The 24,772-nt window shown below is 72.2% G+C and carries 21 protein-coding genes; 11 read left to right on the top strand and 10 right to left on the bottom strand.

Features of this window, described 5'->3' with window-relative positions:
• Window positions 1-422: 422 nt before the first annotated feature.
• Both J7I97_RS20635 and cobS read right to left on the bottom strand, forming a co-directional pair.
• Window positions 423-1,127, bottom strand: a complete 705-nt coding sequence (locus J7I97_RS20635; protein ID WP_214937010.1) for a response regulator transcription factor — start codon at window positions 1,125-1,127, stop codon at window positions 423-425.
• A 70-nt stretch (window positions 1,128-1,197) separates the two neighbouring features.
• The gene (gene cobS / locus J7I97_RS20630) at window positions 1,198-2,022 is read right to left on the bottom strand and encodes an adenosylcobinamide-GDP ribazoletransferase (RefSeq protein WP_214937008.1); all 825 of its coding nucleotides are present in this window, start codon (window positions 2,020-2,022) and stop codon (window positions 1,198-1,200) included.
• 69 nt (window positions 2,023-2,091) lie between these two features.
• On the opposite strand from cobS, the gene J7I97_RS20625 reads away from it, so the two are divergent.
• Complete coding sequence (locus J7I97_RS20625; RefSeq protein WP_214937006.1) at window positions 2,092-2,877, top strand: hypothetical protein; 786 nt, start codon at window positions 2,092-2,094, stop codon at window positions 2,875-2,877.
• Window positions 2,878-2,944: 67 nt separating this feature from the next.
• On the opposite strand, the gene J7I97_RS20620 is transcribed toward J7I97_RS20625, so the two are convergent.
• Together J7I97_RS20620 and J7I97_RS20615 are read right to left on the bottom strand one after the other, a co-directional pair.
• Window positions 2,945-3,223: a hypothetical protein gene (locus J7I97_RS20620; RefSeq protein WP_214937004.1), complete on the bottom strand. Its 279-nt coding sequence runs from the start codon at window positions 3,221-3,223 to the stop codon at window positions 2,945-2,947.
• A gap of 13 nt (window positions 3,224-3,236) precedes the next feature.
• The gene (locus tag J7I97_RS20615) at window positions 3,237-4,031 is read right to left on the bottom strand and encodes a PspA/IM30 family protein (RefSeq protein ID WP_214937002.1); all 795 of its coding nucleotides are present in this window, start codon (window positions 4,029-4,031) and stop codon (window positions 3,237-3,239) included.
• A 272-nt stretch (window positions 4,032-4,303) separates the two neighbouring features.
• Here J7I97_RS20615 and J7I97_RS20610 point away from each other — a divergent pair, with 272 nt between their 5' ends.
• Window positions 4,304-4,912 (top strand): DUF3043 domain-containing protein, encoded by a 609-nt coding sequence (locus J7I97_RS20610; protein WP_251049957.1) that lies wholly within the window; start codon window positions 4,304-4,306, stop codon window positions 4,910-4,912.
• Between the two features lie 56 nt (window positions 4,913-4,968).
• Entirely contained in the window at window positions 4,969-5,727 is a 759-nt protein-coding gene (locus J7I97_RS20605) for a class I SAM-dependent methyltransferase (RefSeq protein ID WP_214937018.1), read from the top strand.
• 80 nt (window positions 5,728-5,807) lie between these two features.
• On the opposite strand, the gene J7I97_RS20600 is transcribed toward J7I97_RS20605, so the two are convergent.
• Complete coding sequence (locus J7I97_RS20600; protein WP_214937000.1) at window positions 5,808-6,020, bottom strand: hypothetical protein; 213 nt, start codon at window positions 6,018-6,020, stop codon at window positions 5,808-5,810.
• A gap of 93 nt (window positions 6,021-6,113) precedes the next feature.
• On the opposite strand from J7I97_RS20600, the gene J7I97_RS20595 reads away from it, so the two are divergent.
• The 5 genes from J7I97_RS20595 to J7I97_RS20575 all read left to right on the top strand — a co-directional run bounded on the left by J7I97_RS20595 (window position 6,114) and on the right by J7I97_RS20575 (window position 12,431).
• Entirely contained in the window at window positions 6,114-7,319 is a 1,206-nt protein-coding gene (locus tag J7I97_RS20595; protein ID WP_214936998.1) for a bifunctional adenosylcobinamide kinase/adenosylcobinamide-phosphate guanylyltransferase, read from the top strand.
• 173 nt (window positions 7,320-7,492) lie between these two features.
• The gene (gene cobT, locus J7I97_RS20590; protein WP_214936996.1) at window positions 7,493-8,557 is read left to right on the top strand and encodes a nicotinate-nucleotide--dimethylbenzimidazole phosphoribosyltransferase; all 1,065 of its coding nucleotides are present in this window, start codon (window positions 7,493-7,495) and stop codon (window positions 8,555-8,557) included.
• A gap of 84 nt (window positions 8,558-8,641) precedes the next feature.
• Window positions 8,642-10,489: a phosphatidylglycerol lysyltransferase domain-containing protein gene (locus J7I97_RS20585; RefSeq protein WP_214936994.1), complete on the top strand. Its 1,848-nt coding sequence runs from the start codon at window positions 8,642-8,644 to the stop codon at window positions 10,487-10,489.
• Window positions 10,486-11,202, top strand: coding sequence for a hypothetical protein (locus tag J7I97_RS20580; protein ID WP_214936993.1), 717 nt, complete (start codon window positions 10,486-10,488; stop codon window positions 11,200-11,202). Before J7I97_RS20585 ends, J7I97_RS20580 begins: the two co-directional genes overlap by 4 nt.
• A 41-nt stretch (window positions 11,203-11,243) precedes the next feature.
• A complete protein-coding gene (locus tag J7I97_RS20575; protein ID WP_251059017.1) occupies window positions 11,244-12,431 on the top strand; it encodes a sensor histidine kinase in 1,188 nt (395 codons plus the stop codon).
• A 7-nt stretch (window positions 12,432-12,438) separates the two neighbouring features.
• Here the strand turns inward: J7I97_RS20575 and J7I97_RS20570 are convergent, their stop codons facing one another.
• The 5 genes from J7I97_RS20570 to J7I97_RS20550 all read right to left on the bottom strand — a co-directional run bounded on the left by J7I97_RS20570 (window position 12,439) and on the right by J7I97_RS20550 (window position 19,270).
• The gene (locus J7I97_RS20570; RefSeq protein WP_214936988.1) at window positions 12,439-13,302 is read right to left on the bottom strand and encodes an endo alpha-1,4 polygalactosaminidase; all 864 of its coding nucleotides are present in this window, start codon (window positions 13,300-13,302) and stop codon (window positions 12,439-12,441) included.
• Window positions 13,299-13,949 carry a spherulation-specific family 4 protein gene (locus J7I97_RS20565; protein ID WP_214936986.1) on the bottom strand — a complete coding sequence of 217 codons (651 nt, stop codon included), beginning with the start codon at window positions 13,947-13,949 and terminating at the stop codon, window positions 13,299-13,301. The genes J7I97_RS20570 and J7I97_RS20565 overlap by 4 nt, the downstream gene beginning before the upstream one ends.
• A 73-nt stretch (window positions 13,950-14,022) precedes the next feature.
• Entirely contained in the window at window positions 14,023-15,549 is a 1,527-nt protein-coding gene (locus J7I97_RS20560) for a hypothetical protein (protein WP_214936984.1), read from the bottom strand.
• Entirely contained in the window at window positions 15,546-17,120 is a 1,575-nt protein-coding gene (gene pelF / locus J7I97_RS20555; RefSeq protein WP_214936982.1) for a GT4 family glycosyltransferase PelF, read from the bottom strand. The genes J7I97_RS20560 and pelF overlap by 4 nt, the downstream gene beginning before the upstream one ends.
• A 122-nt stretch (window positions 17,121-17,242) precedes the next feature.
• Window positions 17,243-19,270 carry a hypothetical protein gene (locus J7I97_RS20550; RefSeq protein WP_214937016.1) on the bottom strand — a complete coding sequence of 676 codons (2,028 nt, stop codon included), beginning with the start codon at window positions 19,268-19,270 and terminating at the stop codon, window positions 17,243-17,245.
• Window positions 19,271-19,627: 357 nt separating this feature from the next.
• On the opposite strand from J7I97_RS20550, the gene J7I97_RS20545 reads away from it, so the two are divergent.
• From J7I97_RS20545 to sucB, 3 genes are all read left to right on the top strand, one after another.
• Window positions 19,628-21,157, top strand: coding sequence for a leucyl aminopeptidase (locus J7I97_RS20545; RefSeq protein ID WP_214936980.1), 1,530 nt, complete (start codon window positions 19,628-19,630; stop codon window positions 21,155-21,157).
• Between the two features lie 332 nt (window positions 21,158-21,489).
• Window positions 21,490-22,878: a dihydrolipoyl dehydrogenase gene (gene lpdA, locus J7I97_RS20540; RefSeq protein WP_214936978.1), complete on the top strand. Its 1,389-nt coding sequence runs from the start codon at window positions 21,490-21,492 to the stop codon at window positions 22,876-22,878.
• Between the two features lie 54 nt (window positions 22,879-22,932).
• Window positions 22,933-24,750 carry a 2-oxoglutarate dehydrogenase, E2 component, dihydrolipoamide succinyltransferase gene (gene sucB / locus J7I97_RS20535; protein ID WP_214936976.1) on the top strand — a complete coding sequence of 606 codons (1,818 nt, stop codon included), beginning with the start codon at window positions 22,933-22,935 and terminating at the stop codon, window positions 24,748-24,750.
• Window positions 24,751-24,772: the final 22 nt, after the last annotated feature.

The following is a 24,772-nucleotide window of genomic DNA, read 5'->3' as shown; positions in this document are numbered from 1 at the left end:
ACACCGGCCTGCCCAAGACCCATCTCGGCCACATCTTCGCCGCCACCGCTATCAACATCATCAGACTCGACGCCTGGCTGACCGGAACACCACTCGGCGAGACCAGGACCTCACACCTTGCCCGACTCGAACTGACCGCCTAACGACAAGGCGGCCAGGCCCGGATTACGGATTTCCCAACGGAGTCCTTCAGGCCCGGGGTTCCTCACAAGAGTCCGCTGAATCGGGACAGCCATGACATGGTGGGGAGTCTCTCTGCAGTGACGTGGGCGAGGGCCCTTCAGCCTTTCGCACGCCGGGGCGGCCCTGCGTCGCTCCCAGGTCCCGTCCTTATCCGGCGCATACCGCGCCCGCAGTACGCGGCCGTACTCCGCGGCCGTACTCCGCGGCCCCACTCCGCGGCTGCTCCGCCCCGCTCCGCCCTACTCCGCCCGCGGCCGGACCAGTCCCGATTCGTACGCGATGACCACCAATTGGGCGCGGTCGCGGGCGCCGAGCTTGGCCATGGCGCGGTTGACGTGGGTCTTCACGGTGAGCGGGCTGACCTCCAGCCGGCCGGCGATCCCGTCGTTGGAGAGCCCGGCGGCGACGTGGACGAGCACCTCGCGCTCGCGGCCGGTCAGCGCGGCAAGCCGCTGCGCGTGCGCGGTGCCGGCGGCGGGGGTGTCGTCGGCTCCGCCGCCCTGGGCGAGGAAGGTGGCGATGAGCCCTTTGGTGGCGGCCGGGGAGAGCAGGGCCTCGCCGGCCGCGGCGACGCGGATGGCGTTGAGCAGTTCGTCGGGCTCGGCGCCCTTGCCGAGGAAGCCGGAGGCGCCGGCCCGCAGGGCCTGGACCACGTACTCGTCGACCTCGAAGGTCGTCAGCATCACCACGCGGACGGTGCCGAGTTCGGGGTCGGCGCTGATCATCCGGGTGGCGGCGAGTCCGTCGGTGCCGGGCATGCGGATGTCCATGAGCACGACGTCGGCCCGCCGTTCGCGGGCGAGCGCGTAGGCCTGCGCCCCGTCGGAGGCCTCACCGACGACCTCCATGTCGGGCTCGGAGTCGACGAGCACCTTGAAGGCGCTGCGCAGCAGGGCCTGGTCGTCGGCGAGCAGCACCCTGATGGGCGTCGGCGTCTCTTCCACGCCCTGACACTACCGGTCCCCCTCGGGCGCTCCCGCGGCCGCCGGGGCCGCCCGGTCCGGGAGACGGGCCTCACTGACCCAGGGCGAGGGCGATCAGGGCCATGGTCGACGAGACCTCGGCCAGGGCGCCGAAGACGTCGCCGGTGACTCCGTCGAAGCGGCGGACGCAGCGGCGGAGGAGGAGTTCCGCGGCCAGCAGGCCGGTGAGGACGGCGGCCGCGTGCTGGGCGGCCGACGGGAGGCCCAGCGGGAGGGCCGACGCCGCGGCGGTCAGCACCGTGAGCGCGGCGACGGCGGCGGCGGACCGGCGCGGGACCACGCCCGCGACCGCCGCGCCCAGTCCCTCGGGGCGGGCCGGCGGGACGCCGTCGCGGGAGGCCAGGGTCATGGCGAGCCGCGCGGTGACCGCCGCGAGGACGGTGGCCAGGGCCCCGCGGACCCAGCCGCCGGCGTACGCCTGGGACAGGGCCGCGACCTGGATCAGCATCACCACCAGCAGGGCCACCACCCCGAAGGGACCGATGTCGGACTGCTTCATGATCCGCAGCGCGGCTTCGGCCGGCTTCGCACTGCCCAGCCCGTCGGCCGTGTCGGCCAGGCCGTCCAGGTGCAGCCCCCGGGTCAGCGCGGCCGGTACGGCCACGGTGACCGACGCCGCGAGCAGCGGGCCGCCGCCGAGCACCAGCAGGAGCGCCCCCGCCGCGGCCGCGAGCACGCCCACCACGAGTCCGGCCAGGGGCGCGCAGGCCATGCCGGTGCGGGCTGCCGGGCGGTCCCAGCGGGTGATTCGGGCCGGCAGCACGGTGAGCGTGCCGAACGCGAAGCGGACCCCGTCCAGGAACGAGGCGCGTTCCGGAGGCGGCGTCAGCTGCGGATCATCGAGCGAATCTGTCATCGGCGCGAACGCTACCGGCTCCCCGCGACCGGTAAATTGCCCATTACGGGCAAAATGGGAGCTGGTGTCATGGGTCACTGGTGGTATCGGAACATCGTCGAACCGGGGAAGCTGCCCCTGCTCCTCGCCCTGCTCTCCTTCGTCCTGTCCTTCCTGGTCACCCGCGTGATCACCCGGCTCATCAGAGCCGGCCGAGGCCCCTTCAAGAACGTCACCCCCGGCGGGATGCACATCCACCACGTCGTGCCCGGCGTGATCCTCGTGATCATCGGCGGATTCGGCGCGGTCGGCAGCGGTCACCACAGCTTCGGCGCGATCCTCTCCGCCGTGCTCTTCGGGCTGGGGGCGGGCCTGGTACTGGACGAGTTCGCGCTGATCCTGCACCTCGACGACGTCTACTGGAGCGAGCAGGGCCGCAAGAGCGTCGAGATCGTGGTCCTGACGGCCGCGCTGGTGGCGCTGGTCCTGGGCGGCTTCCTGCCGTTCGGGGTCAACGACCTCACCACCGAGGAGCGGCAGAGCCGCGGCCTGGTCATCATGAACACCGCCACCAACTTCTTCCTGGCCCTGATCGCCCTGTGGAAGGGCAAGGCGCGCACCGCGTTCTTCGGCACGGTGGTCCCCTTCGTCGCACTGATCGGCGCGATCCGGCTGGCCCGGCCCGGTTCCCCGTACGCGAAGCGCTTCTACGCGAAACGCCCGCGGGCGCGCGCCAAGGCCGGACTGCGCGCCTTCCGCCACGACCGCCGCTGGGCGGCACCGCGCCGCAAGTTCGAGAACTTCATCGGCGGAACCCCCGACGCCGACCGGGTCCCGATCGCCGACAAACCCACCGGGGACCGGACCGGGGACTGAACCGGGGACTGAAAACGCGGTGGGCCCGCCCCCCTCGGAAGGGGGCGGGCCCACCGCGTGTCGAGACTCAGCCCGGGATCAGGCCGTCGTCGCTGAGCATCTCCTTGACCTGGTCCAGAGTCGCGTCCGGCGCGGGCAGGATCAGCTCGGACGGCTCCAGCGCGTCGTCGGGCAGCGGCTCACCGATCCGTCGTACGGCGTCGAGCAGCGCGCCCAGCGTCCGCCGGAAGCCCTCCTCGTCGCCGGACTCCATCTCCGCGAGGAGCTCGTCGTCCAGCTTGTTGAGCTCGGTGAAATGACTGTCGGCCAGCTTCCACTGGCCTTCCCCCATGATGCGGACAATCATGACGGGCCCCGTCCTACTGCTTGTCGAACCGGTGCTGGGAGTTCGGCTGCTGCGCGGTGCCCGGGGCGCCGCCTTCGATGGCCTGCTGCTGCGCGGAGGGGCCGCCCGCCAGCTCGGCCTTCATCCGCTGGAGCTCCAGCTCCACGTCCGTACCGCCGGAGAGGCGGTCCAGTTCGGCCTGGATGTCGTCCTTGGAGCCGAGGCCGCTCCGGTCGTCGAGGGCGCCGGAGGCCAGCAGCTCGTCGATCGCGCCGGCGCGGGCCTGCAGCTGAGCGGTCTTGTCCTCGGCCCGCTGGATGGCGAGGCCGACATCGCTCATCTCCTCCGAGATGCCGGAGAAGGACTCCGCGATCCGGGTCTGCGCCTGGGCCGCGGTGTAGGTGGCCTTGATGGTCTCCTTCTTCGTGCGGAAGGCGTCCACCTTGGCCTGGAGCCGCTGGGCGGCGAGGGTCAGCTTCTCCTCCTCGCCCTGAAGCGTCTGGTGCTGCACCTCCAGGTCGCTGACCTGCTGCTGAAGCGAGGCACGGCGGGACAGGGCCTCGCGGGCCAGGTCCTCGCGGCCGAGGGCGAGCGCCTTGCGGCCCTGGTCCTCCAGCTTGGACGACTGGCCCTGGAGCTGGTTCAGCTGCAGTTCCAGACGCTTGCGGGAGGTCGCCACGTCGGCGACTCCGCGGCGCACCTTCTGAAGCAGCTCCAGCTGCTTCTGGTACGAGTAGTCGAGGGTCTCGCGCGGGTCCTCGGCCCGGTCAAGGGCCTTGTTCGCCTTCGCGCGGAAGATCATCCCCATACGCTTCATGACACCGCTCATGGGCTTCGCGCGCCCCCTTCTAGACGGACTTCGCTCCAGGTCACCAGCAATTGCGATCCTCGGTCTCCCGAGACGACCGCCATCAGAACCCACAGTACGGGCCCTGTCTCCATTACCGCACTGTTCGAGTGCGGATGCGCTCCTCCTCCAGGACGACCGCGTCCGCGCCCTCTCAGGCGTGAGGAGTAGGTGATCCCCTTGCAAGGGAAGACGCCCGTCGTTGCCGGATCGTTCCCAGCCGGGGTGGGGCCCATGCCCGTGACCACGTAGGCTTGGGTTTTGTGTTTGGTAGCCGTTCCTCCAAGGAAGAGAAGGCCGCCGCCACCGACAAGGTGAGCGCCGACCTCTCGCAGCCCCGTGACCCGCAGGCCCCGAAGGGCCGCCCTACGCCGAAGCGTGCTGTGGCCCAGTCGCAGCGCAAGGCCGTGGTGGCCTCGACCGGCAACCGCAAGGAGGATGCCAAGCGATCCCGTGAGCGCCGTCGCGTGGAGATGGCCAAGCAGCGTGAGGCGCTGGCCAGTGGCGACGAGCGCTACCTGCCCGCCCGCGACAAGGGCCCCGTCCGCAAGTTCGTCCGCGACTTCGTGGACTCCCGCTTCTCGGTCGCCGAGATGTTCCTGCCGCTGGCAGTGATCATCCTGGTGCTGAGCATGGTGCGGGTGCCGTCGATCCAGAACATCGCGCTGCTGCTGTGGCTCGGCGTGATCGCGCTGATCATCCTCGACTCCATCGGCCTGGTGTTCCGCCTCCGCAAGGCCCTCAATGAGCGCTTCCCGGACGAGCCGCGCCGCGGCGCGGTCGCGTACGGCCTGATGCGCACCCTCCAGATGCGCCGGCTGCGCCTGCCGAAGCCGCAGGTCAAGCGCGGGGAACGGCCCTGAGCGGAGGGAAGCCCGGGGTTCCACGGGCGGGGGACGGCTTTTCCGGGGGGGCCCGGCTGTGGCTCGAGGGACTGGGTGGACTGCGCAACGCCGTCCGCCAGGAACTCGTGGGCCGCCAGGTCGACGAGCAGATCGCGCACCGCTTCCCGGTGGGGCAGCGGCTGCGCGTCCTCGACGTCGGCATGGGCCAGGGCACCCAGGCACTCCGCCTCGCCCGCGCCGGGCACAAGGTCACCGGCCTGGAACAGGACCCGGCCATGCTGGAGGTCGCCCGCGAGGCGCTGGCCGCCGAACCGGCCGGGATCCAGGACCGGGTCCGGCTGCTGGAGGGCGACGGCCGCGAGACGGGCGCGCACTTCCTGCCGGGCAGCTTCGACGTCGTGCTGTGCCACGGCGTTCTGATGTACGTGCCCGAGCCGGACGCGATGCTCGCCGGGCTGGCCCGGATGCTGGCGCCCGGCGGTCTGCTGTCCCTGCTGGTGCGCAACGGCGACGCGCTCGCCATGCGGCCCGGGCTGGGCGGCGACTGGACGGCCGCGCTGGCCGCCTTCGACACCGTCGACTACACGAACCGGCTGGGCCTGGAGGTACGGGCCGACCGGCTCGCCGGTCTGACGGCCACGCTGTCCGGGATCGGGGCCCCGCTTCAGGCCTGGTACGGCGTACGGGTCTTCACCGACGGCACCGAAGCCGGGGAGAAGCTCCCGCCGGACGAGGAACTGGAGCGGCTGCTGGCCGCCGAGGACCGCGCCGGGCGGACCGATCCGTACCGCGGGGTCGCCGCGCTGCTGCACCTGTGCGGCGTGCGGGGCTGACCCTCGCCCTTTCCCGTGAAGAACCGCGAAGAACCGCGAGAGCCCGGGCCCCGGAAACGGAACCCGGGCTCCGCGCCCGCTCAGGCGTCCAGCGCCTCGCGCAGGCTCATCGTGTAGAGCTCGGTGCCGTTGTCGTCGGACAGCTTCACCTTCTCGGTGCCGCCCTCCAGCAGGTCCTTCCAGTACTCACCGATCCAGGACTCCGCGTCCCCCTGCGTGGTGAACTCCTCGGGAACCACCGACGGGCTCGTCTCGCTGCCGTCGGCCGTCTCGAACCGCCACGTCCACGCCATGTCCGCCTCCGTTGCTCGTCCGCTTCTCGCCTTGAGTCTGCCCGCAGACTAACCGGGCGCGCACCAGTCGCGGCGACGCGGGAGGATCATCCCGTGGAACTCACTCTGCTCGGTACCGGAACACCCGAAGGACTGCCCCGCCCCGGCTGTCCCTGCGCCGCCTGCGCGGTCTCCGTTGGGACCAGGTCCCGGGCGGCGACCGCCGTCCTGGTGGACGGGGCGCTGCTGCTCGACCTGACGCCCGGGGCGGTGCTTGCCGGCGCGCGGGCCGGGCATTCGCTGGCCGGCGTACGGCAGGTGCTGCTGACCCACCCGCACGACGGGCCGGCCGTCGAGCTGCCGCCCGGGCTGCCGGCCGCCGGGCGGGTGCCGGACGGGCGGGAACTCTCCGTGATCAGCGGGCACCGGGTGCGGGCCGTCCCGATGGACTCCCCCGGCACGGGGTACGAGGTGACCGGACCGGACGGCAGCCGGCTGCTGTACCTGCCGCCGGGCGGGGCGCCGGCGGGAACCAACGGGATGTTCGGGCAGCGGCCGTACGACACGGTGCTCGCGGATGTGCTGGGCCGGCCGGAGGCGCTGGCGCGGCTGCGGGCGAGCGGGGCGGTGGGCCCGACCACCGATGTGATCGCCGTGCACTTGGACCACGACACCCCGCCGGGGCGGGAGCTGGAACGGCGGTGCGCGGCCGCGGGGGCGCGGGCGGTGCCGGACGGGACGACGGTGACGGCCGGCGAGTACCACGCGTTGCCGGATCTGCCGCGGCGGACGCTGGTGCTGGGCGGGGCGCGGTCCGGGAAGTCGTACGAGGCGGAGCTGCGGCTGGGGGGCTTCCCCGAGGTGGTCTACGTGGCGACCGGCGGCACCCGCGAGGGGGACTCGGAGTGGGCGGCCCGGGTCGGCCTGCACCGGGAGCGGCGGCCGGCGACCTGGCGGACGGTGGAAACGTGCGACCTGGTACCGCTGCTGGTGGAGGGCGGGCCGCCGCTGCTGATCGACTGCCTGGCGCTGTGGCTGACCGATGCGATGGACCGGGCCGGGGCGTGGGACGACGCCGTCTGGGCGGGCGACGGCCAGAAGCGACTGCGCGAGCGGATGGCGGAACTGGTGGCGGCGGTGCGGTCCACCCGGCGGACGGTGGTGCTGGTCAGCAATGAGGTGGGGTCGGGTGTCGTACCTGCGACCGCGTCGGGCCGGCGCTTCCGCGACGAGCTGGGGCGGCTGAACGCGAACGTCGCCGGTGAGTGCGAGCACGTGCTGCTGGTGGTGGCCGGCCAGGCGGTGGTCCTGAAGGACTGACCGCCTCCCGGCGTCCCAGGCCGGCTGGGGGCCGGGGCCGGCCGGCCCCCAGCGCCCCAGACGCCGGCGAGGCGGGATGGCCCCGGGCGAGGCTGAAACCGCCCGGCGGGCGGCTCGAATGCGGGGCCGGGGGCGGGCTTGGGGAGGGCCTCACCGGCTGTACGCTCTGGCAGATGACCACGCTGAATCTCGACGACTTCTCCGATCTGATCGAGCGCCCCGACGGGGGCGTTCGGCGTGACGCCGAGGACCGGCGTGAGCGGCTGGCCGTGCCCCCGGGGGCGTTGGGGCGGCTGGACGATCTCGCGGAGTGGCTCGCTGCCGCGCAGGGGCAGGTCCCGGTCAAGCCGATCGAGCGCCCGCGCGTCGTGCTGTTCGCCGCCGACCACGGGATCGCCTCCGAGGGGGTTTCCGCCCGGGCCGCAGGCAGTACCCACACCCTGGTGCGCGCGGTGCTCGACGGGGCTAGCCCCGTCTCGATCCTGGCCGGGCGGCTCGGTGCCACCGTACGGATCGTGGACGCCGGCCTGGACTGCGAGCCCGGGCTGCTCCCCGAGGACATCGTCCGCCACCGCGTACGACGCGGCAGCGGGCGGATCGACGTGGAGAACGCGCTGACGGCCGAAGAGGCCGAGGCGGCGCTGCGGCTCGGGATGGCGATCGCCGACGAGGAGGCGGATTCGGGGACGGACCTCGTCGTCCTCGGCGACCTCAGCGTGGGCGGGACGACGGTGGCGGCCACCCTGGTCGCCGCCCTGTGCGGGACCGACGCCTCGGTCGTCACCGGCCGCGGCGGGGCGCCCATCGACGACCTGGCCTGGATGCGCAAGTGCGCGGCGATCCGCGACGCGCTGCGCCGGGCCCGCCCCGTCCTCGGCGACCAGGTCGCGCTGCTGGCGGCCGTCGGTGGCGCGGACGTCGCCGCGATCACCGGCTTCCTGCTCCAGTGCGCGGTGCGCCGTACTCCCGTGATCCTCGACGGCGTCGTCTCCGCGGCCTGCGGACTGGTGGCCCAGCGGGCCGCGTTCCGGGCCCCGGACTGGTGGCTGGCAGGTCAGGCGAGCGGCGAGCCGGGCCAGGCGAAGGCGCTGGACCGGATGGCGCTCAACCCTGTGCTCGACCACGGCGTCACTGTGGGCGAAGGAACCGGGGCCTTGCTGGCACTCCCCCTGGTCCAGGCGGCCGCCGCACTCGCGGCGGAACTCCCGGAGCGGGCGGCGGAGCAGCCGACGGAATGAGGCGACCAGTACCGCGAGCCTGACCAGCCCGCGGCGCTCGGACCGACCGCCTGCGGACGGCGACGCCCCATAAGATCGCTTTTTATGGGAGAGGTCCGTTTGACCAGCGCAGCGACCGACCGGGGAGCCGAACAGGCGCCCGGAAGGAACAAGAACGACAGCGGCCAGGAGGCCGGCAGGGGGCGCAGCGGCAGGGGGAGTCGACGATCGCGGCGCGGTGCCGCCTTCGCGGTCTGGTACCTGCGCGCCGTCACCTTCGTCAACTTCCTCAGCGCGGTGTGGGTTTCGCTCGGGCAGGACCTGCGCGAGCACAACACCGCCGATTTCTACACCCCGTACCTGCTCACGGCGGGATTCGCCTCCGGCCTCTTCTCGCTGCTGCTCGCGGTCACGATGGGCCGCCGCAAGCGGGCCGCCTGGATCCTGAACCTGGTGCTGGGCGGGGTGCTGCTGCTCGCCTTCGCCGTCTCGGCGTTCACCGGGTACTACCCGCCGTTCCGTGAGCACGCCCAGAACTGGGTCTCGCTCGTCTTGACCGCGGCCTTCGTCGGCGCCCTGCTGCTGGGCCGCCACGAGTTCTACGCCAAGGGCGACCGTTCCAACCCGAAGCTGGCCGTGGCCGTCGCCGCCGTCGGTCTGCTGCTCACCTCGCTGGTCGCCGCCCTGCTGGTCGGCGCGACCAACACCGATCCGGACGCCGCCGACGCCCCGTTCCTGGCGCGCTGGCGGTACGGCGTGATGCGGCTGATCACCCTGGCCCCGGACGACCGGGCGTACAACGCGATCACCACACCCGGCTGGGTGGACGTCTTCATCAACGTCATGTCGATGATGCTGCTGCTCGCCGTGCTGTTCGCGGCGTTCCGCTCGCGCCGGGCCGTCGACCCGATCACCGAGGAGGACGAGGAGCGGCTGCGCGCCCTGCTCGCCAAGCAGGGCGACCGCGACTCGCTCGGCTACTTCGCACTGCGCCGCGAGAAGTCCGTCATCTGGTCCCCCTCCGGCAAGGCCGCAGTCACCTACCGCGTCGTCGGCGGGGTGTCGCTGGCCTCCGGCGACCCGATCGGCGACCCCGAGGCCTGGCCCGGCGCCATCGAGCCGTGGCTGGCCGAGGCCCGCGAACACGGCTGGGTCCCGGCCGTGAACGGCGCGAGCGAGGAGGCCGGGCAGATCTACGCCCGGCACGGCCTGGACGCGCTGGAACTGGGTGACGAGGCGATCGTCGAGACCGCCGAGTTCACCCTGGAGGGCCGCGCCATGCGGACGGTCCGGCAGGCGTTCAACCGCGTCAAGCGGGCCGGGTACACGGTCCGGATCCGCCGCCACGCCGACATCCCCGCCGAGGAGATGGACGAGCTGGTGCGCCGCGCCGACGACTGGCGCGACGGGGCGACCGAGCGCGGCTTCTCGATGGCGCTGGGCCGACTGGGTGATCCCGCCGACGGCCAGTGCGTGATGCTGGAGTGCACCGACGGCAATGGCGATCTGCGGGCGCTGCTGTCCTTCGTGCCGTGGGGATCCAAGGGTCTGTCGCTGGACCTGATGCGCCGTGACCGCGATTCCGAGAACGGTCTGATGGAGTTCATGGTCATCGAACTCCTGGAACGCTCCAAAGAGATCGGCGTCACACAGGTCTCACTGAACTTCGCGATGTTCCGTTCCGTCTTCGAGCGCGGGTCGAAGCTCGGTGCCGGTCCGGTGCTGCGGATGTGGCGCTCGCTGCTGAGCTTCTTCTCGCGCTGGTGGCAGATCGAGTCCCTCTACCGGGCCAACGCCAAATACCGGCCGATCTGGGAACCGCGGTTCATGCTCTTCGAGAAGAGTTCGGACCTGCTGCGGATCGGTATCGCGGCGGGCCGGGCCGAGGGGTTCCTGGAGGCCCCCGGCCTGCCGAAGTGGCTGCACCGCAGACATCTGGAGACCCATCGTTGACAGCGTGGACCACGGCCTCACTGTGGCGGTTCGCCCGCCGCGAGTGGGGGCCCCTGTTCTGGACGATCCGGGACACGCTCGTCCACGAGAAGTGGCGGGCGGTCCCGATGACCATCGGCGCGGTCTGCCTCACCTCGGTCTTCCAGATCGTCCAGAACACGTCCTGGGGTTTCCAGCCGGTCCAGAACCTCGGATCGGTGAAGGCCGTCGACCCGCTCTGGCTGGCCCTGCTGCGGACCCCGCTGTCACTGTTCGTGCCCGCCCTTGACCTGCCGGTGTGGGGGGCGCTGGCGCAGATCCTGCTGGTCTTCGGGATCTCCGAGATCTGTATCGGCTGGTGGCGCACCCTGCTGATCGGCTACGTGGCCACCCTCGCCGGGACGACGTACGCGCGGATCGGGCTCTCGCTGGGCCCGGAGCACCCCTTCGGCCTGCCGGTGTCCGACCGGATCGTCAACGACACCGGGCCGTCGGCGGCGGTGGTGGGCCTCGCGATCTACGTCTGCTGGCGGTACCGGGCGTACCTCACCGGGGCGCTGGTGATCGCGGCGATGATCGGCGAGGTGCTGGTCAAGGACAACCTGGCGGGCAAGGAGCACCTGGCGGCCATCGCCGCCGTCATGGCGGTGTGCGTGGTGCGTGCCAGATGGGCCCCGGCCCGCTCCCGGCCTCAAGCGCCGCTGCGCGGAACAGGCCGTACCGTATCGGGGTGACGACTCACCTCGGGCAGCCGTTCGCCCCCACGCGGCAGTGGATGCGGGCCCATCCGCTCGCCACCGATGCCGTACTCGCGCTGGGGGCGCTCATCTGCATGGTCGTCGGATCCTTCGCCGATCCGCACGGGCCGCACGGGCCCGAATTCGGTACGCGGACCCCCGAGCCGTCCTCGCTGGTGCTGATGGTGCTCGGCGCGGCCACCCTGGTGTTCCGGCGCGTGCAGCCGCGCGCCGTGCTCGCCGTGACCGGCGGGCTCTCGCTGCTGGAGCTGACCACCGGGGAGCCCCGGGCGCCCGTCGCCATGTCCACGGTGATCGCCCTGTACACGGTGGCCGCCCGCACCGACCGGCCCACCACCTGGCGGGTCGGGCTGCTCACCATGACCGGCCTGACCGGCGTGGCCATGCTGGTCGGCCCGCTGCCCTGGTACGCGCAGGAGAACCTCGGGATCTTCGCCTGGACCGGGATGGCCGCGGCGGCCGGCGACGCGGTGCGCAGCCGCCGGGCGTTCGTCGACGCCATACGGGAGCGGGCCGAGCGGGCCGAGCGGACCCGTGAGGAGGAGGCCCGCAGGCGGGTCGCCGAAGAACGGCTGCGGATCGCCCGGGACCTCCACGACGTGGTGGCCCACCACATCGCGCTGGTCAACGTGCAGGCCGGGGTCGCCGCGCACGTCATGGACAAGCGGCCGGACCAGGCCAAGGAGGCCCTCGCCCATGTACGGGACGCCAGCCGCTCGGCGCTGAACGAACTGCGCGCCACGGTCGGGCTGCTGCGGCAGACCGGTGACCCGGAGGCCCCGACCGAGCCCGCGCCGGGGCTGGCCGTACTCGACGACCTGGCCGCCTCCTTCCGGCATGCCGGGCTGCCGGTGGAGGTGATCGTCCAGCTGGAGCGGGCGGCGCAGCCGCTGCCGTCCGCCGTGGACCTGGCGGCGTACCGGGTGATCCAGGAGGCGCTGACCAACGTACGCAAGCACGCGGGCCCGGGAGCCCGGGCCGAGGTCAGCGTAGTCCGGGTCGGCGCCTCGGTGGAGGTGACCGTGCTGGACGACGGGGGCTCCGGCCCGGACCCCTCCCCGGACGGCGACGAGGGCGGCGACGAGGGCGGCGGGCACGGGCTGCTCGGCATGCGCGAGCGGGCCACCGCCCTGGGCGGCTCCTGCTTCGCCGGGCCCCGCTACGGCGGCGGCTACCGGGTGCACGCCATCCTGCCGGTGGCCTAGCCGCGGCCTAGCCGGCCGTCGAACGCGACCCTGGCCGGCCATGGTCCGCCGGGCAGGTCCTGCGCCAGGTGTCCAGGTCGGGCTTCTTCTGTAGCGAGCTGAGCCTCAGCTCGGCGGAGAGGCCGCAGAACCGGCTCGTCGCAAGCTCGTACTCCACATGGAACACGGCCTTGCCCGCCTCGATGAACGGGGTCAGCCGCTCGCACTCCTCGTACTCGGCGCACTGCTCGTTGACCGCGAAGTCGAACGCGCCGACGAGCTGCGGGATCTGGTCCAGGTCGTTCTTCAGCCCGACCGACAGGCCCCGGTCGTGCGCCAGCTTCGCGATCAGCCGGTTGTACGCCAGCTGGTCCCCGGCGGTGAGCGGGAAGCCGGACGTGTTGTCGTAACCGTCCATGTTGTCCGGCTCGACCGCGTCGAAGCCCTTGTCACGGCACATGTCGATGCGCTTGGCCATCAGCGGCTCCAGCTCGGCGGTCCGCCGGATGTCCAGCCAGCGCTCTCCTTCCCAGCCGTTGCCCTCGCCGAGCAGCGCCTCGGGGAAGTCCTTGGCATCCGGGCGGAACTCCTCCCAGGCTCCGGTGGAGAGGTAGCAGATGGTCTTGCGGCCGGCCGCCTTCAGCGTGGCGATCTGGTCCTTGGTGGTGTTGAACCCGTCGATGTCGTACACCGGCGCGTCCACCGAGGTGTCGAGCTCTCCGCTGAGCTGCCACTGCCAGTCGATGCCCGGCTCGGGCTGCCAGCGCTCCTCCGGCGACGGCGCGGGCCCGGAATCCGGGGCGTCCTCGTCGGGCTCGGCCGTGCAGGCGGCGAGCAGCAGGAGCAGCGATGCGGCGAGCAGGGCCGATCCGCGTCCGTACGGGCGCCTCATCCGGCGGCCTCCAGGGCGTACGGGAGGGTTCCCCACGGGTGCGCGCCGGCCCCGGGGACCGCGCAGTGCACCCCGGCCCGCCGCTGCTCCGCCAGCTCGGCGGCCGGCGCGCCCGGCGGGACGGCGTACACGAGGTGGCAGAAGCGCTGGGCGGGGTGGTCGGCGGTCCAGGGCGGCCCGGCGGGCGCGTCCCGGTAGGCGTCCCAGGGGCCCTCGAAGGTGACCAGCAGGTCGGCGAGTTCGAGGTAGCCGGGGTGCGGGTGGACCCCGTGGTTGAGGACGAGGGTACGGGCGCCCGCGGCCCGTGCGGCGACGGCGAGCCGCCCGTAGTGGGGCAGCAGGTCCGGGTCGGAGGCGGCCTGGTCGAGGAACGCCCCGTCGGCGCCGTACCAGTCGCGGTGGCGCAGCAGGTCCTGGACGACGGCGGCGTGCGGGCGGCGCCCGTAGTCGGTGTCGGCGTACCCCAGGACGGGCACCCCGGCCTCGCGCAGCCGCGCGGCGACGGCGGCGAACCGCTCGTCGGGCGCGCGGCCCGGCCCGCTGTCGGGGTTGAGCACGACCGAGTGCAGCCGGCCGGCGGAGCGGATCAGCAGCTCCCAGGCCTCGGGCCGGTCGGCGGGGTGCTCGTAGAGGGGCACCAGCAGCATGACGTCCTTCCTCTTGTACGGGGTCGCGTTGTATGGGGTCGCGTTGTACGGGGGGCGTTGTACGGGGTCGCGGTCAGCGGTGTGCCGTCGCGCGGCCGAGCAGCAGGCAGACCAGCGTGGCCAGCGCCGCGGCGGCCGTGCCGGCGACCACCAGCTGGACCAGCCGCGGCTGCCCCAGCCCGGTCAGCAGCGCCAGGCTCTGGGCGACGGCCGCCGAGGCGCAGACTGCGGCGGCGGGGCGGACCGCCCCGAAGGACTGGAGCAGCAGCCCGGTCCACATCACCGCGCCGAGCAGCAGCAGGGTGGCGGCCCGGATCCCGGTCAGGCCGGGGGCGCCGGGCCAGAGCAGGGTTCCGGCCAGGCCCAGGGCCAGCAGCACCGCCAGGTACACGGCGAGGCACCGGACCAGGGTGGCGAGCATCCGGCGCCGGAACGCCCTGGGCGAGCGGGCCGACCGGAGCCCGGCGAGGCTGCCGCTGCGGAACCGGTGGAGCAGCCATTCGGCGGGGCCCATGCTGAGGGTGAGGGCCACCGCCGAGGGGGCGGCGACCGCCTCGGCGGGGCCGCCGGCGAGCACCTCCCCGAGGGCGGCGTACAGCACGAGCAGGCCGGTGCCGAGCCCGAAGACCCCGTACGGCACGGAGTCCGCGAGCCGGGGCCCGCGCGGCGCGTACTCCTCCTCGGCGCCGCGCAGCATCCGCCAGCGCACCGGGCCCTCCCCCGGCCGGCGTCCGGCCCAGCCGCGGATCCGGCGCACGGCCGCCCGTACGCCCTCGGCCAGCGGCAGTTCCCGTACCGCCAGGGTGCAGGCGGCCAGCAGGGACACCACCAGCAGGGTCACCCGTACCGGCACGGGCAGGTCGGTGAACAGCACGAGCACCGCCCCCGCGGCCATCGGGGCGAGCGCCGCGAGCAGCACCCGCTCCCGGCCGAGCACCAGCAGCACGGTGGCGGCCCCGACGTAGGAGGCCTGGCCGGCCGCGAAGGCGTACGAGAACGGCGGCCCGCCGGGGACGGAGAGGGCGGCGGCGGTGCCCAGCAGTGCCCCTGCGGGGGCGCCGACGAGCAGGATCCGCCCGGCGGCGGCCCGGTCGCCGAGCCCGAGCCAGGAGTAGGCCCGGTGGGACAGGGTCTGGTCCCAGACCCAGCCGATGAGCGCCCCGGCGAGCAGGGTCAGGGTCCCGGCGGGCAGCCCGAGGCGGTCCTGCGGGCCTTCCAGCAGGGGCGCGCCCAGCAGGTACGCGAGGCCGGGCAGCGCGAAGATGACCCCGCGCAGCAGGCAGGCGGTGAGGGAGACCTTCCAGGGGTCGGGGGCTCCTTCGGGCTCCGGGAAGGAGCGGGGCACCCGGTCGTAGAGCTCCTCGGCGAGTCCGAAGGAGTCGGGGCGGCCGTAGGTGAGCCGGATGTGCTCGTCGGTCATCCCGTCGGATTCGAGGATGGCGGCGATCTCGTCGGGGTGTACGGCGGCGGCGATGAACCCGCCGAGCCGGTCGGCGAGTTCGTCCATCGGGTCGGCGGCCGGGGGCGCCGTCCGCCGGGGCCTCGGGACGGCGGGCAGCGTGTTGCCGCCCGGGACTTTCAGCCAGAGGGATCCGCTCACCACAGGCTCCCGTCGGCGGCGAGTTCCTTGTACCAGGGGTCGGCGAGCCGCTGGGTCCAGTCGTCGCCCGCGTGGACGGGGAGGACGGGCTGGCCGGCATGCTTCTGATGGGCGAGGCCGCGGTAGATGTGTCGGAAGCCGTCCACGGACTGGTGGAGGGTGAACTTCTCCACCACCCGCTTGCGGGACAGCCTGCCCAGCTCGGCGCGGCGTTCGTGGTCGCGGAGGAGGGCGAGGGTGGCGCGGGCCATGGTCTCGGGCTCGCGCGGCGGGACGACGAGGCCGGTGTCGCCGACGGCCTCGCGTACTCCCCCGACGTCGGTGGAGACGGTGGTCCGGCCGCAGGACATGGCCTCGATGATGCTGAAGGGGAAGCCCTCGCTGATGGAGGAGAGCATCACGACGCTGCCGGCCGCGTAGGCCTTGGCGACCTGGTCGATGCGCCCCTCGTACGCGATTCCGTCGGTCACCCCGAGTTCGGCGGCGAGTTTCTCCAGGCTGAGCTTGTAGTCCTCGCAGCCGGCCGGGACCGGGCCGAAGAGGCGCAGGCGCAGGGCGGGCAGCTCCTCGCGCATGAACGCGTAGGCCCGGATGAGGGTTTCGAGGTCCTTGATCGGGTCGATGCGGCCGCACCAGCTGAGGGTGGGGACCTCGGGTTCGGGTCCGGCCTCGGGGAAGACGTGCGGGTCGACACCGTTGTAGACGGTGCGGATCCGGCCGGAGTCGGCGCCGCCGCGCTCCTCCCAGCGGCGGTTGTACTGGTTGCACGGGGTGATCAGGTCGGCCTGCCGGTAGCCCTCGGTGTTCAGCTCCCGGTAGAAGCCGAGCATGAGTGCCTTGACGGGCCAGCGCTGTTCGGCGGTGCGGTAGCCGAGGTAGCGCTCGCGCAGGTAGATGCCGTGCTCGGTGAGCAGGAAGGGCACCCCGTCGAGGTGTTTGGCGGCGAGGGCCGGCAGGGTGGCGAGGCCGCTGCTGACGGCGTGCGCGACGCTGTCGGGCGGGATCCGCACGGAGAGCGGGCGCAGCGCGTGTTCCAGCAGGTCGGTGGCGGTGAGCGCGTCGTGGATGGTCGGCTCGGCAGCGGCGGTGGCCAGGCCCGGGCGGGTCCATACGGCCATCAGCAGGCGCAGGATCGATTCTGAGCGCAGTGCCGGGGCGAGCTTGCCCTCCCGGGCCAGCACGGCCAGTTCGCGCAGGGCCCCGGAGAATCCCCTGGCTCGGGCCGGAAGGCCTGGCCCAGCCGAAGGGTTTGGCCTGTGGTGCGCGGAGTCCAGCAGTGACAGCAGGAACGTCTCGTAGGTCTCGGTGAAGCGGCGCTGGGCCTTGCCGCGTAGCGCCTGGCGGCGGCTGCGGGCGGGCGGCGGGCCCCAGAGCGGGACGGCGGTGTGGCGGTAGACGTTGCGCGGCAGCTCCCAGGCGACCGGCTCGCGTCCGGAGCCCGTCAGGGCTATGACGTTGAAGTCGACCTCCGGCATACCGCGTACCAGTTGGTCGCACCAGGTGCTGACGCCCCCGTGTACGTGTGGATAGGTGCCTTCGGTGAGCATGGTGACATGGCGCCCATGGCTCATGTGGTGAGTCCCCCCAGGACGGAAAAGGGGCCGGCGCCCGTAGGTCTCGCGGAGCGCCGGCTCTGGGTGTTACCGGTGCCGGCCGTGCCGACCGGGGTCGGCACGGCCGGGTGGGGCGAGGGTCAGCTGGGCAGCCTCAGCGTGACCGCCGACTGGAACAGCTCGGGAGCCGTCCAGGCGGAGCGGGAGCCGGCGTACGCGGTGCCGAAGTCCGCGGTGCCGAGCAGGAGCTGCTTCTTGGTGCCGGTGGGCGCGGTGACCGGGGCCACGACTCCGGACGGCGTCTTGACGGTGACGGTCGTCCCGATGCGGTAGGCGACGACCTGGTTGGCGGCGACGGCCTTGTCCCAGGCGGCGCGGCGGCTGAGCTCGACGCCGGTCGCCTTCATGCTCTGGTTCACGATCGGGGCACTGGGCGCGTAGAGCGTGCGGTAGGTGTCGAGGACCTCGTTGAGCACGGGGTAGAGGGTGCGGTCCTCGGCGAGGTTGGTCTGGTGGACGTAGTGCGGCCGCGGGTCGTTGGTCAGCACGTGGCGCAGGGCCGTCCGGGCCTCCTGCGGAACGACGTAGTCCAGGTAGCCGGTGTTGACGTCGAGGGGGGCCGGCAGGCAGGTTGAGGTCGCCGGGTTGTCCTCGCAGGCGCCGCTGCCGCCGTCGGCGCGGCTGGTGTAGATCCAGTTGTACTCGTCGGCCATCTCCGCGTTGGTGCCCGTGTTGTAGTACACGTTCATCGGGTGGCGCGGGACGGTCAGGGCGGCGCCGACCGCCCGCTGCGCGGGTTCGCGGGAGTTGTCGCTGCCCGCCCACTTCACGCCGTTGTCGGCGAGCGCGCCGGCCAGGTTGGGGTTGTCCTGGGGCTGCTGCGGGGCCGTCTTGAGGCCCGAGTGCTCGCCGGTGACCAGTTCGGTGCGGTCGGTGGTGATGCCCTTGGCGGCGGCCCAGTTGTTGTTGTCGCGGATCTGCGCGGAGATCTCGGCCCGGCTCATCCACTGGACGGCGCCGGTGGAGTTCTTCGTGCAGCTCCACGGGACGGTGGTGACGTCCTGGACGCAGCCGAGGAAGGGGTGCGTGTACGTGTGGTTCATCCAGCGGTACTTGGCCCGGTCGGCGACCAGTTGCGCGGTCAGCGCGTCGGTGCCGCCGTTCTCCGCCTTCCACTCCTCGCCGGCGCCGGCGTTGAAGAGCATGTCGAGCTTGAAGTTCTTGGAGGTCTGCCACTGCGCCGCGTACTGGGCGTCGGCGGCGGTCATCCGGATGGTGCTCTCCTTGCCCTCGCCGCCCTCACAGGCGTAGTCGCCCGGGGTGCAGTTGAGGTCCTTGCTCCAGCGGGCGTCGGGGGCGAAGACGTCGTCGACGTGGACCGCGAAGTAGGCGCGCTCCTGGCCGAGGTGGACGCCCTGGGTGAGCCAGTCGACGATGCCGCGGGCGACCAGCCGGAACTGCTGCTGGTACTGGTTGTAGCCGAAGGTGACGACCAGCTCGCTGCGCCCGTCGTGGGTGTACTCGCCGACGAGCGAGGCCCGTCCGTCGCCGACGGGGGCGTCCAGGTAGCTGGTGTAGCCGGTGCGCGGCTTGCCCATGAACCCGTAGCTCTCGGGTACCAGGGTGGAGTTGTCCTCGAAGGTGACCTGGCCTCCGAGGTAGCCGAACGCGCCTGCCTTGCCGGCCGTGGTGACCGCGGCCCGGGTGCCGTCGAGCTGGCCGCCGTAGCCGCCGTTGTCGGTGTACTCCAGGCCCACCCCCGGGTGGGCCCAGGTGTAGGCGTCCACCTGACGGATGTTGTACGTCGTCTCGTACGCCGTGAGCGCGGCCATCTCGGCCGAGCCCTCTCCGAACGGGTTCTCGTTCGGCAGGACCACCCCCTGGAACTTGGCGCGCGGACGGCCGTCGACCGTGTCGCTGAGATACGCCGCGTTGATGACCGGGCGGCTGCTGCTGCCCAGCTCGACGCGGGTGAACGGGACTCCGGTGTCGCGGAGTTCCGCGGTGATCGCCTCGACCGAGCTGCCGCCGTCGTCGACGACGAGCACCTTCAGGTCGATACGCGGTGTCACGACCGCCTCGGCGGCCGCGGCGGGTACTGCCACGGACATCAGAGCTGCCGCGGCCATGGCGGCGGCGACCCTGTTCATCCGGTTCTTGTTGACCATTTCGGCCTTTCCCCCCGCAGGCATCCCTCGGCTCCGGCCCTTGGCGGACGGCCGGGCCGGGGAGGCTCTGTGGAAATCATGCAAAGGAACCCCGCGTCCCCTTGCGAGAGTGCCTGGAGTCTCTCGGACCTCGTCAGGTCTAAGGGGCAAACCTGGAACAGAGGCCACAGATGGGTGAACCTGATAGCCCTCCGGTCGAACAACTTGCCAAACCTTCGGGTGACGTACGGTCGAGTACCTACGCGTAGGCTCATTTCCGGCGGACGTCGGGCCGGAATACGATCGCTGCGGAGCGGCCGGCGACCCCGACGCGACCGAAGCGCCCATCAACACAAACGGAAGCGAGACTTCACCACCGTGACTGCTCTGACTCTCAGCACTGCCGGCGCGGCGACGCTGCGCGCCGACGCCCTCGTGGTCGGCGTGGCGAAGGGCCCCAAGGGCCTGATCGTCGCCGCCGGGGCCGAAGCCGTGGACAAGGCGTACGACGGAAAGCTCGCCGCCGTGCTCGACGCGCTCGGTGCCTCGGGCGCCGAAGGCGAGATCACCAAGCTGCCGGCCCCGGCCGGCCTCAAGGTCCCGGTCGTGCTGGCGGTCGGGCTGGGCTCCGTCCCGGAGCAGGACGAGTCCTACGACGAGGAGGCCCTGCGCCGCGCCGCCGGCGCCGCCGCCCGCGCGCTGGCCGGCTCCAAGAAGGCCGCCTTCGCCCTCCCCCTGGACGACGCCTCCGCGGTCACCGCCGTCGCCGAGGGCGCACTGCTCGGCGCCTACGCCTTCACCGCCTACCAGGGCGGCGAGAAGAAGGCCGCCAAGAACGGCGGCCCGAAGCAGCCGCTCGCCGAGGTGACCCTGCTCGGCGCCAAGCCGCGCGACAAGGAGCACAAGGCCGCCGTCGAGCGCGCCTCGGTCGTCGCGACCGAGGTCAACATCGCCCGCGACCTGGTCAACACCCCGCCGAACGACCTCCACCCCGAGTCCTTCGCCGCCGTCGCCTCCGCGACCGCGAAGGAGCACGGCATCAAGGTCCAGGTCCTGGACGAGAAGGCCCTGGTCAAGGGCGGCTTCGGCGGCATCATGGGCGTCGGCAAGGGCTCCGAGAACCTGCCGCGCCTGGTGAAGCTCTCGTACACGCACCCCAAGGCGGAGAAGACCCTGGCCTTCGTCGGCAAGGGCATCACCTACGACTCGGGCGGCATCTCGCTGAAGCCGGCCGGCCACAACGAGACGATGAAGTGCGACATGGCCGGCGCCGCCGCCGTCTTCGCCGCCGTCGTCGCCGTGGCCAAGCTGGGCCTCCAGGTCAACGTCACCAGCTGGCTCGCGCTCGCCGAGAACATGCCGTCCGGCTCCGCCACCCGCCCCGGTGACGTGCTGCGCATGTACAGCGGCAAGACCGTCGAGGTCCTCAACACGGACGCCGAGGGCCGTCTGGTCCTGGGCGACGCGCTGACCAAGGCCTCCGAGGACAACCCGGACGCGATCGTCGACGTCGCCACCCTGACCGGCGCCATGGTCATGGCCCTGGGCAACCGCACCTTCGGTGTCATGTCCAACGACGACGCGTTCCGCACCTCGGTCCACGAGATCGCCGAGGAGGTCGGCGAGGCCTCCTGGCCGATGCCGCTCCCCGCCGACCTGCGCAAGGGCATGGACTCCCCCACCGCCGACATCGCCAACATGGGCGAGCGCATGGGCGGCGGCCTGGTGGCCGGCCTCTTCCTCCAGGAGTTCGTGGGCGAGGGCATCACCTGGGCCCACCTGGACATCGCGGGCCCGGCCTTCCACGAGGGTGCCCCGTACGGCTACACCCCCAAGGGCGGCACCGGATCGGCCGTGCGCACCCTGGTGCGGCTGGCCGAGCGTACGGCCACGGGCGACCTGGGCTGACGTACGCCCAGCGGCTCAAGACATGTGAGACGTGAGACACCCCAGCCCCTTGAGAGAGACGCGTGACGGACGCGAGAGCGACTCGATCAAGGGGCTTCGGTGTTCACCCACAACGAAATCCGTAGGTTTCTACGCTTCGGTAACCCTCAGTTCGGGCAGAACCACCTGCCACAGTCCGGGCCCGGCGTCCCGCGCTCCCCCGACAAATGCGAAGATGGGTTCTCGGCAGGACAGGGCCCCCACCACAGGGCCGAAGAAACAAGCGGCCGATTACCAGCCGCCGCCCGGTCACAGAGGACCGGTGCCCGGCGCACATGCATGGAGGACGTGACGTGGCGAACGACGCCAGCACCGTTTTCGACCTAGTGATCCTCGGCGGTGGCAGTGGCGGTTACGCCGCGGCTCTGCGCGCATCCCAGCTGGGTCTGGACGTTGCCCTGATCGAGAAGAACAAGCTCGGCGGCACCTGCCTGCACAACGGCTGCATCCCCACGAAGGCTCTGCTGCACGCGGGTGAGATCGCGGACCAGGCTCGTGAAGCCGCCCAGTTCGGTGTCAAGACCTCCTTCGAGGGCATCGACATCGCGGGTGTCCACAAGTACAAGGACGAGGTCATCTCGGGCCTGTACAAGGGTCTGCAGGGCCTGGTCGCCTCCCGCAAGGTGACCTACATCGAGGGTGAGGGCCGCCTTTCCTCGCCGACGTCCGTCGACGTGAACGGCCAGCGCATCCAGGGCCGCCACGTCCTGCTGGCGACCGGCTCCGTGCCGAAGTCGCTGCCGGGCCTGAACATCGACGGCGACCGCATCATCTCCTCGGACCACGCGCTGGTCCTGGACCGCGTCCCCGAGTCGGCGATCGTCCTGGGCGGCGGCGTCATCGGCGTCGAGTTCGCCTCGGCGTGGAAGTCCTTCGGCTCCGACATCACCGTGATCGAGGGCATGAAGCACCTCGTCCCGGTCGAGGACGAGAACAGCTCGAAGCTTCTTGAGCGCGCGTTCCGCAAGCGCGGCATCAAGTTCAACCTCGGCACCTTCTTCGACAAGGCCGAGTACACCGAGACCGGCGTGCGCGTCACGCTGGCCGACGGCAAGACCTTCGAGGCCGAGGTGCTGCTGGTCGCCGTCGGCCGCGGCCCGGTCTCGCAGGGCCTGGGCTACGAGGAGCAGGGCGTCGCGATGGACCGCGGCTACGTCCTGGTCGACGAGTACATGCAGACCAACGTGCCGACCATCTCGGCCGTCGGTGACCTCGTCCCGACCCTCCAGCTCGCGCACGTCGGCTTCGCCGAGGGCATCCTGGTGGCGGAGCGTCTGGCCGGTCTCAAGACCGTCCCGATCGACTACGACGGTGTTCCGCGCGTCACGTACTGCCACCCCGAGGTCGCCTCCGTCGGCATCACCGAGGCCAAGGCCAAGGAGATCTACGGCGCGGACAAGGTCGTGGCCCTGAAGTACAACCTGGCGGGCAACGGCAAGAGCAAGATCCTGAAGACCGCGGGCGAGATCAAGCTCGTCCAGGTCAAGGACGGTGCCGTGGTCGGCGTCCACATGGTCGGTGACCGGATGGGCGAACAGGTCGGCGAGGCCCAGCTGATTTACAACTGGGAGGCTCTGCCGGCCGAGGTCGCGCAGCTCATCCACGCGCACCCGACCCAGAACGAAGCGATGGGCGAGGCCCACCTGGCCCTGGCCGGCAAGCCGCTTCACTCCCACGACTAATTCGTCACGGGCGCGACGACCACTTCCGCACATTCGTTAGGAGCAACTGAAACCATGTCGGTTTCCGTAACCCTTCCGGCGCTCGGAGAGAGCGTTACCGAGGGCACTGTCACCCGCTGGCTGAAGGCCGAGGGCGAGCGCGTCGAGGCCGACGAGCCGCTGCTCGAGGTCTCGACCGACAAGGTCGACACCGAGATCCCGTCTCCCGTCTCCGGCGTCCTTGCCTCCATCAAGGTCGCCGAGGACGAGACCGTCGAGGTCGGCGCCGAGCTGGCCGTCATCGACGACGGCTCCGGCGCGCCGGCCACGGCCGAGGCCGAGACGGTCGTCGCCGCGGCTCCGGCTGCTCCGGCTCCCGTCGCCGAGGCCCCCGCGGCTCCGGCTCCGGCTGCCGAGGCCCCCGCGGCCCCGGCCGCCGCTGAGACTGCCGGGGGCCATGCCGCCTCCGGCACCGATGTCGTGCTCCCCGCCCTGGGCGAGTCCGTCACCGAGGGCACCGTCACCCGCTGGCTGAAGCAGGTCGGCGAGTCCGTCGAGGCCGACGAGCCGCTGCTCGAGGTCTCCACGGACAAGGTCGACACCGAGATCCCCGCGCCGGTCTCCGGCACGCTGCTGGAGATCCTGGTCGGCGAGGACGAGACCACCGAGGTCGGCGCCCGTCTGGCCGTCATCGGCGTCGCCGGTGCCGCCCCGGCCGCCGCTCCGGCCCCGGCCGCCGCCGCCCCGGCCGCCGCTCCGGCCCCGGCCGCCGCTGCTCCGGCCGCCGCTCCGGCTCCGGTTGCCGCGCCGGCTCCGGCCGCCCCGGTTGCCGCTCCGGCTCCCGTGGCGGCGCCCGCCGCCGCCGCTCCGGCGCCGGTCCAGGCTGCCGCCCCGGTGGCCGCGCCGGCTCCGGCCGCGCCGGCTCCGGTTGCCGCCCCCGCCCCCGCCGCCCCGGTCTCGGCCGGTGACGAGGGCGCGTACGTGACCCCGCTGGTGCGCAAGCTCGCCTCGGAGTCCGGCGTCAACCTCGCCTCGGTCTCGGGCACCGGCGTCGGTGGCCGTATCCGTAAGCAGGACGTCCTGGCCGCCGCCGAGGCCGCCAAGGCCGCCGCCGCTCCGGCTCCGGCCGCCGCCGCCCCGGCCGCCGCGAAGGCTCCGGCCGCGGTGTCCGAGCTGCGTGGCCAGACCGTCAAGATGACCCGCATGCGCAAGGTCATCGGCGACAACATGATGAAGGCCCTGCACTCGCAGGCTCAGCTCAGCTCCGTGGTCGAGGTGGACATCACCAAGATCATGAAGCTGCGCGAGAAGGCCAAGGGCGCGTTCCTGGCCCGTGAGGGCGTCAAGCTCTCGCCGATGCCGTTCTTCGTCAAGGCCGCTGCCCAGGCGCTGAAGGCCCACGCGGTCGTCAACGCCCGGATCAACGAGGACGAGGGCACCATCACCTACTTCGACTCGGAGAACATCGGCATCGCCGTCGACTCCGAGAAGGGCCTGATGACCCCGGTCATCAAGGGTGCCGGTGACCTCAACCTGGCGGGCATCTCCAAGGCGACCGCCGACCTGGCCTCCAAGGTCCGCGGCAACAAGATCACGCCGGACGAGCTGTCGGGCGCGACCTTCACCATCAGCAACACCGGCTCGCGCGGTGCGCTGTTCGACACGGTGATCGTGCCCCCGAACCAGGTCGCCATCCTGGGCATCGGTGCCACGGTCAAGCGCCCGGTGGTCATCGAGACCCCCGAGGGCACCGTCATCGGCGTCCGCGACATGACGTACCTGACCCTGTCCTACGACCACCGCCTGGTGGACGGCGCGGACGCGGCCCGGTACCTCTCCGCCGTGAAGGCGATCCTGGAGGCCGGCGAGTTCGAGGTCGAGCTCGGCCTGTAAGGCTCACCCCTCGGCATTCGCT

It is taken from the genome of Streptomyces sp. ISL-87, assembly GCF_018614095.1.
Classification (GTDB): Bacteria; Actinomycetota; Actinomycetes; order Streptomycetales; family Streptomycetaceae; genus Streptomyces.
The sequence above is the reverse complement of the archived record's forward strand: the minus strand, read 5'-3'. Positions and strand labels throughout refer to the sequence as shown.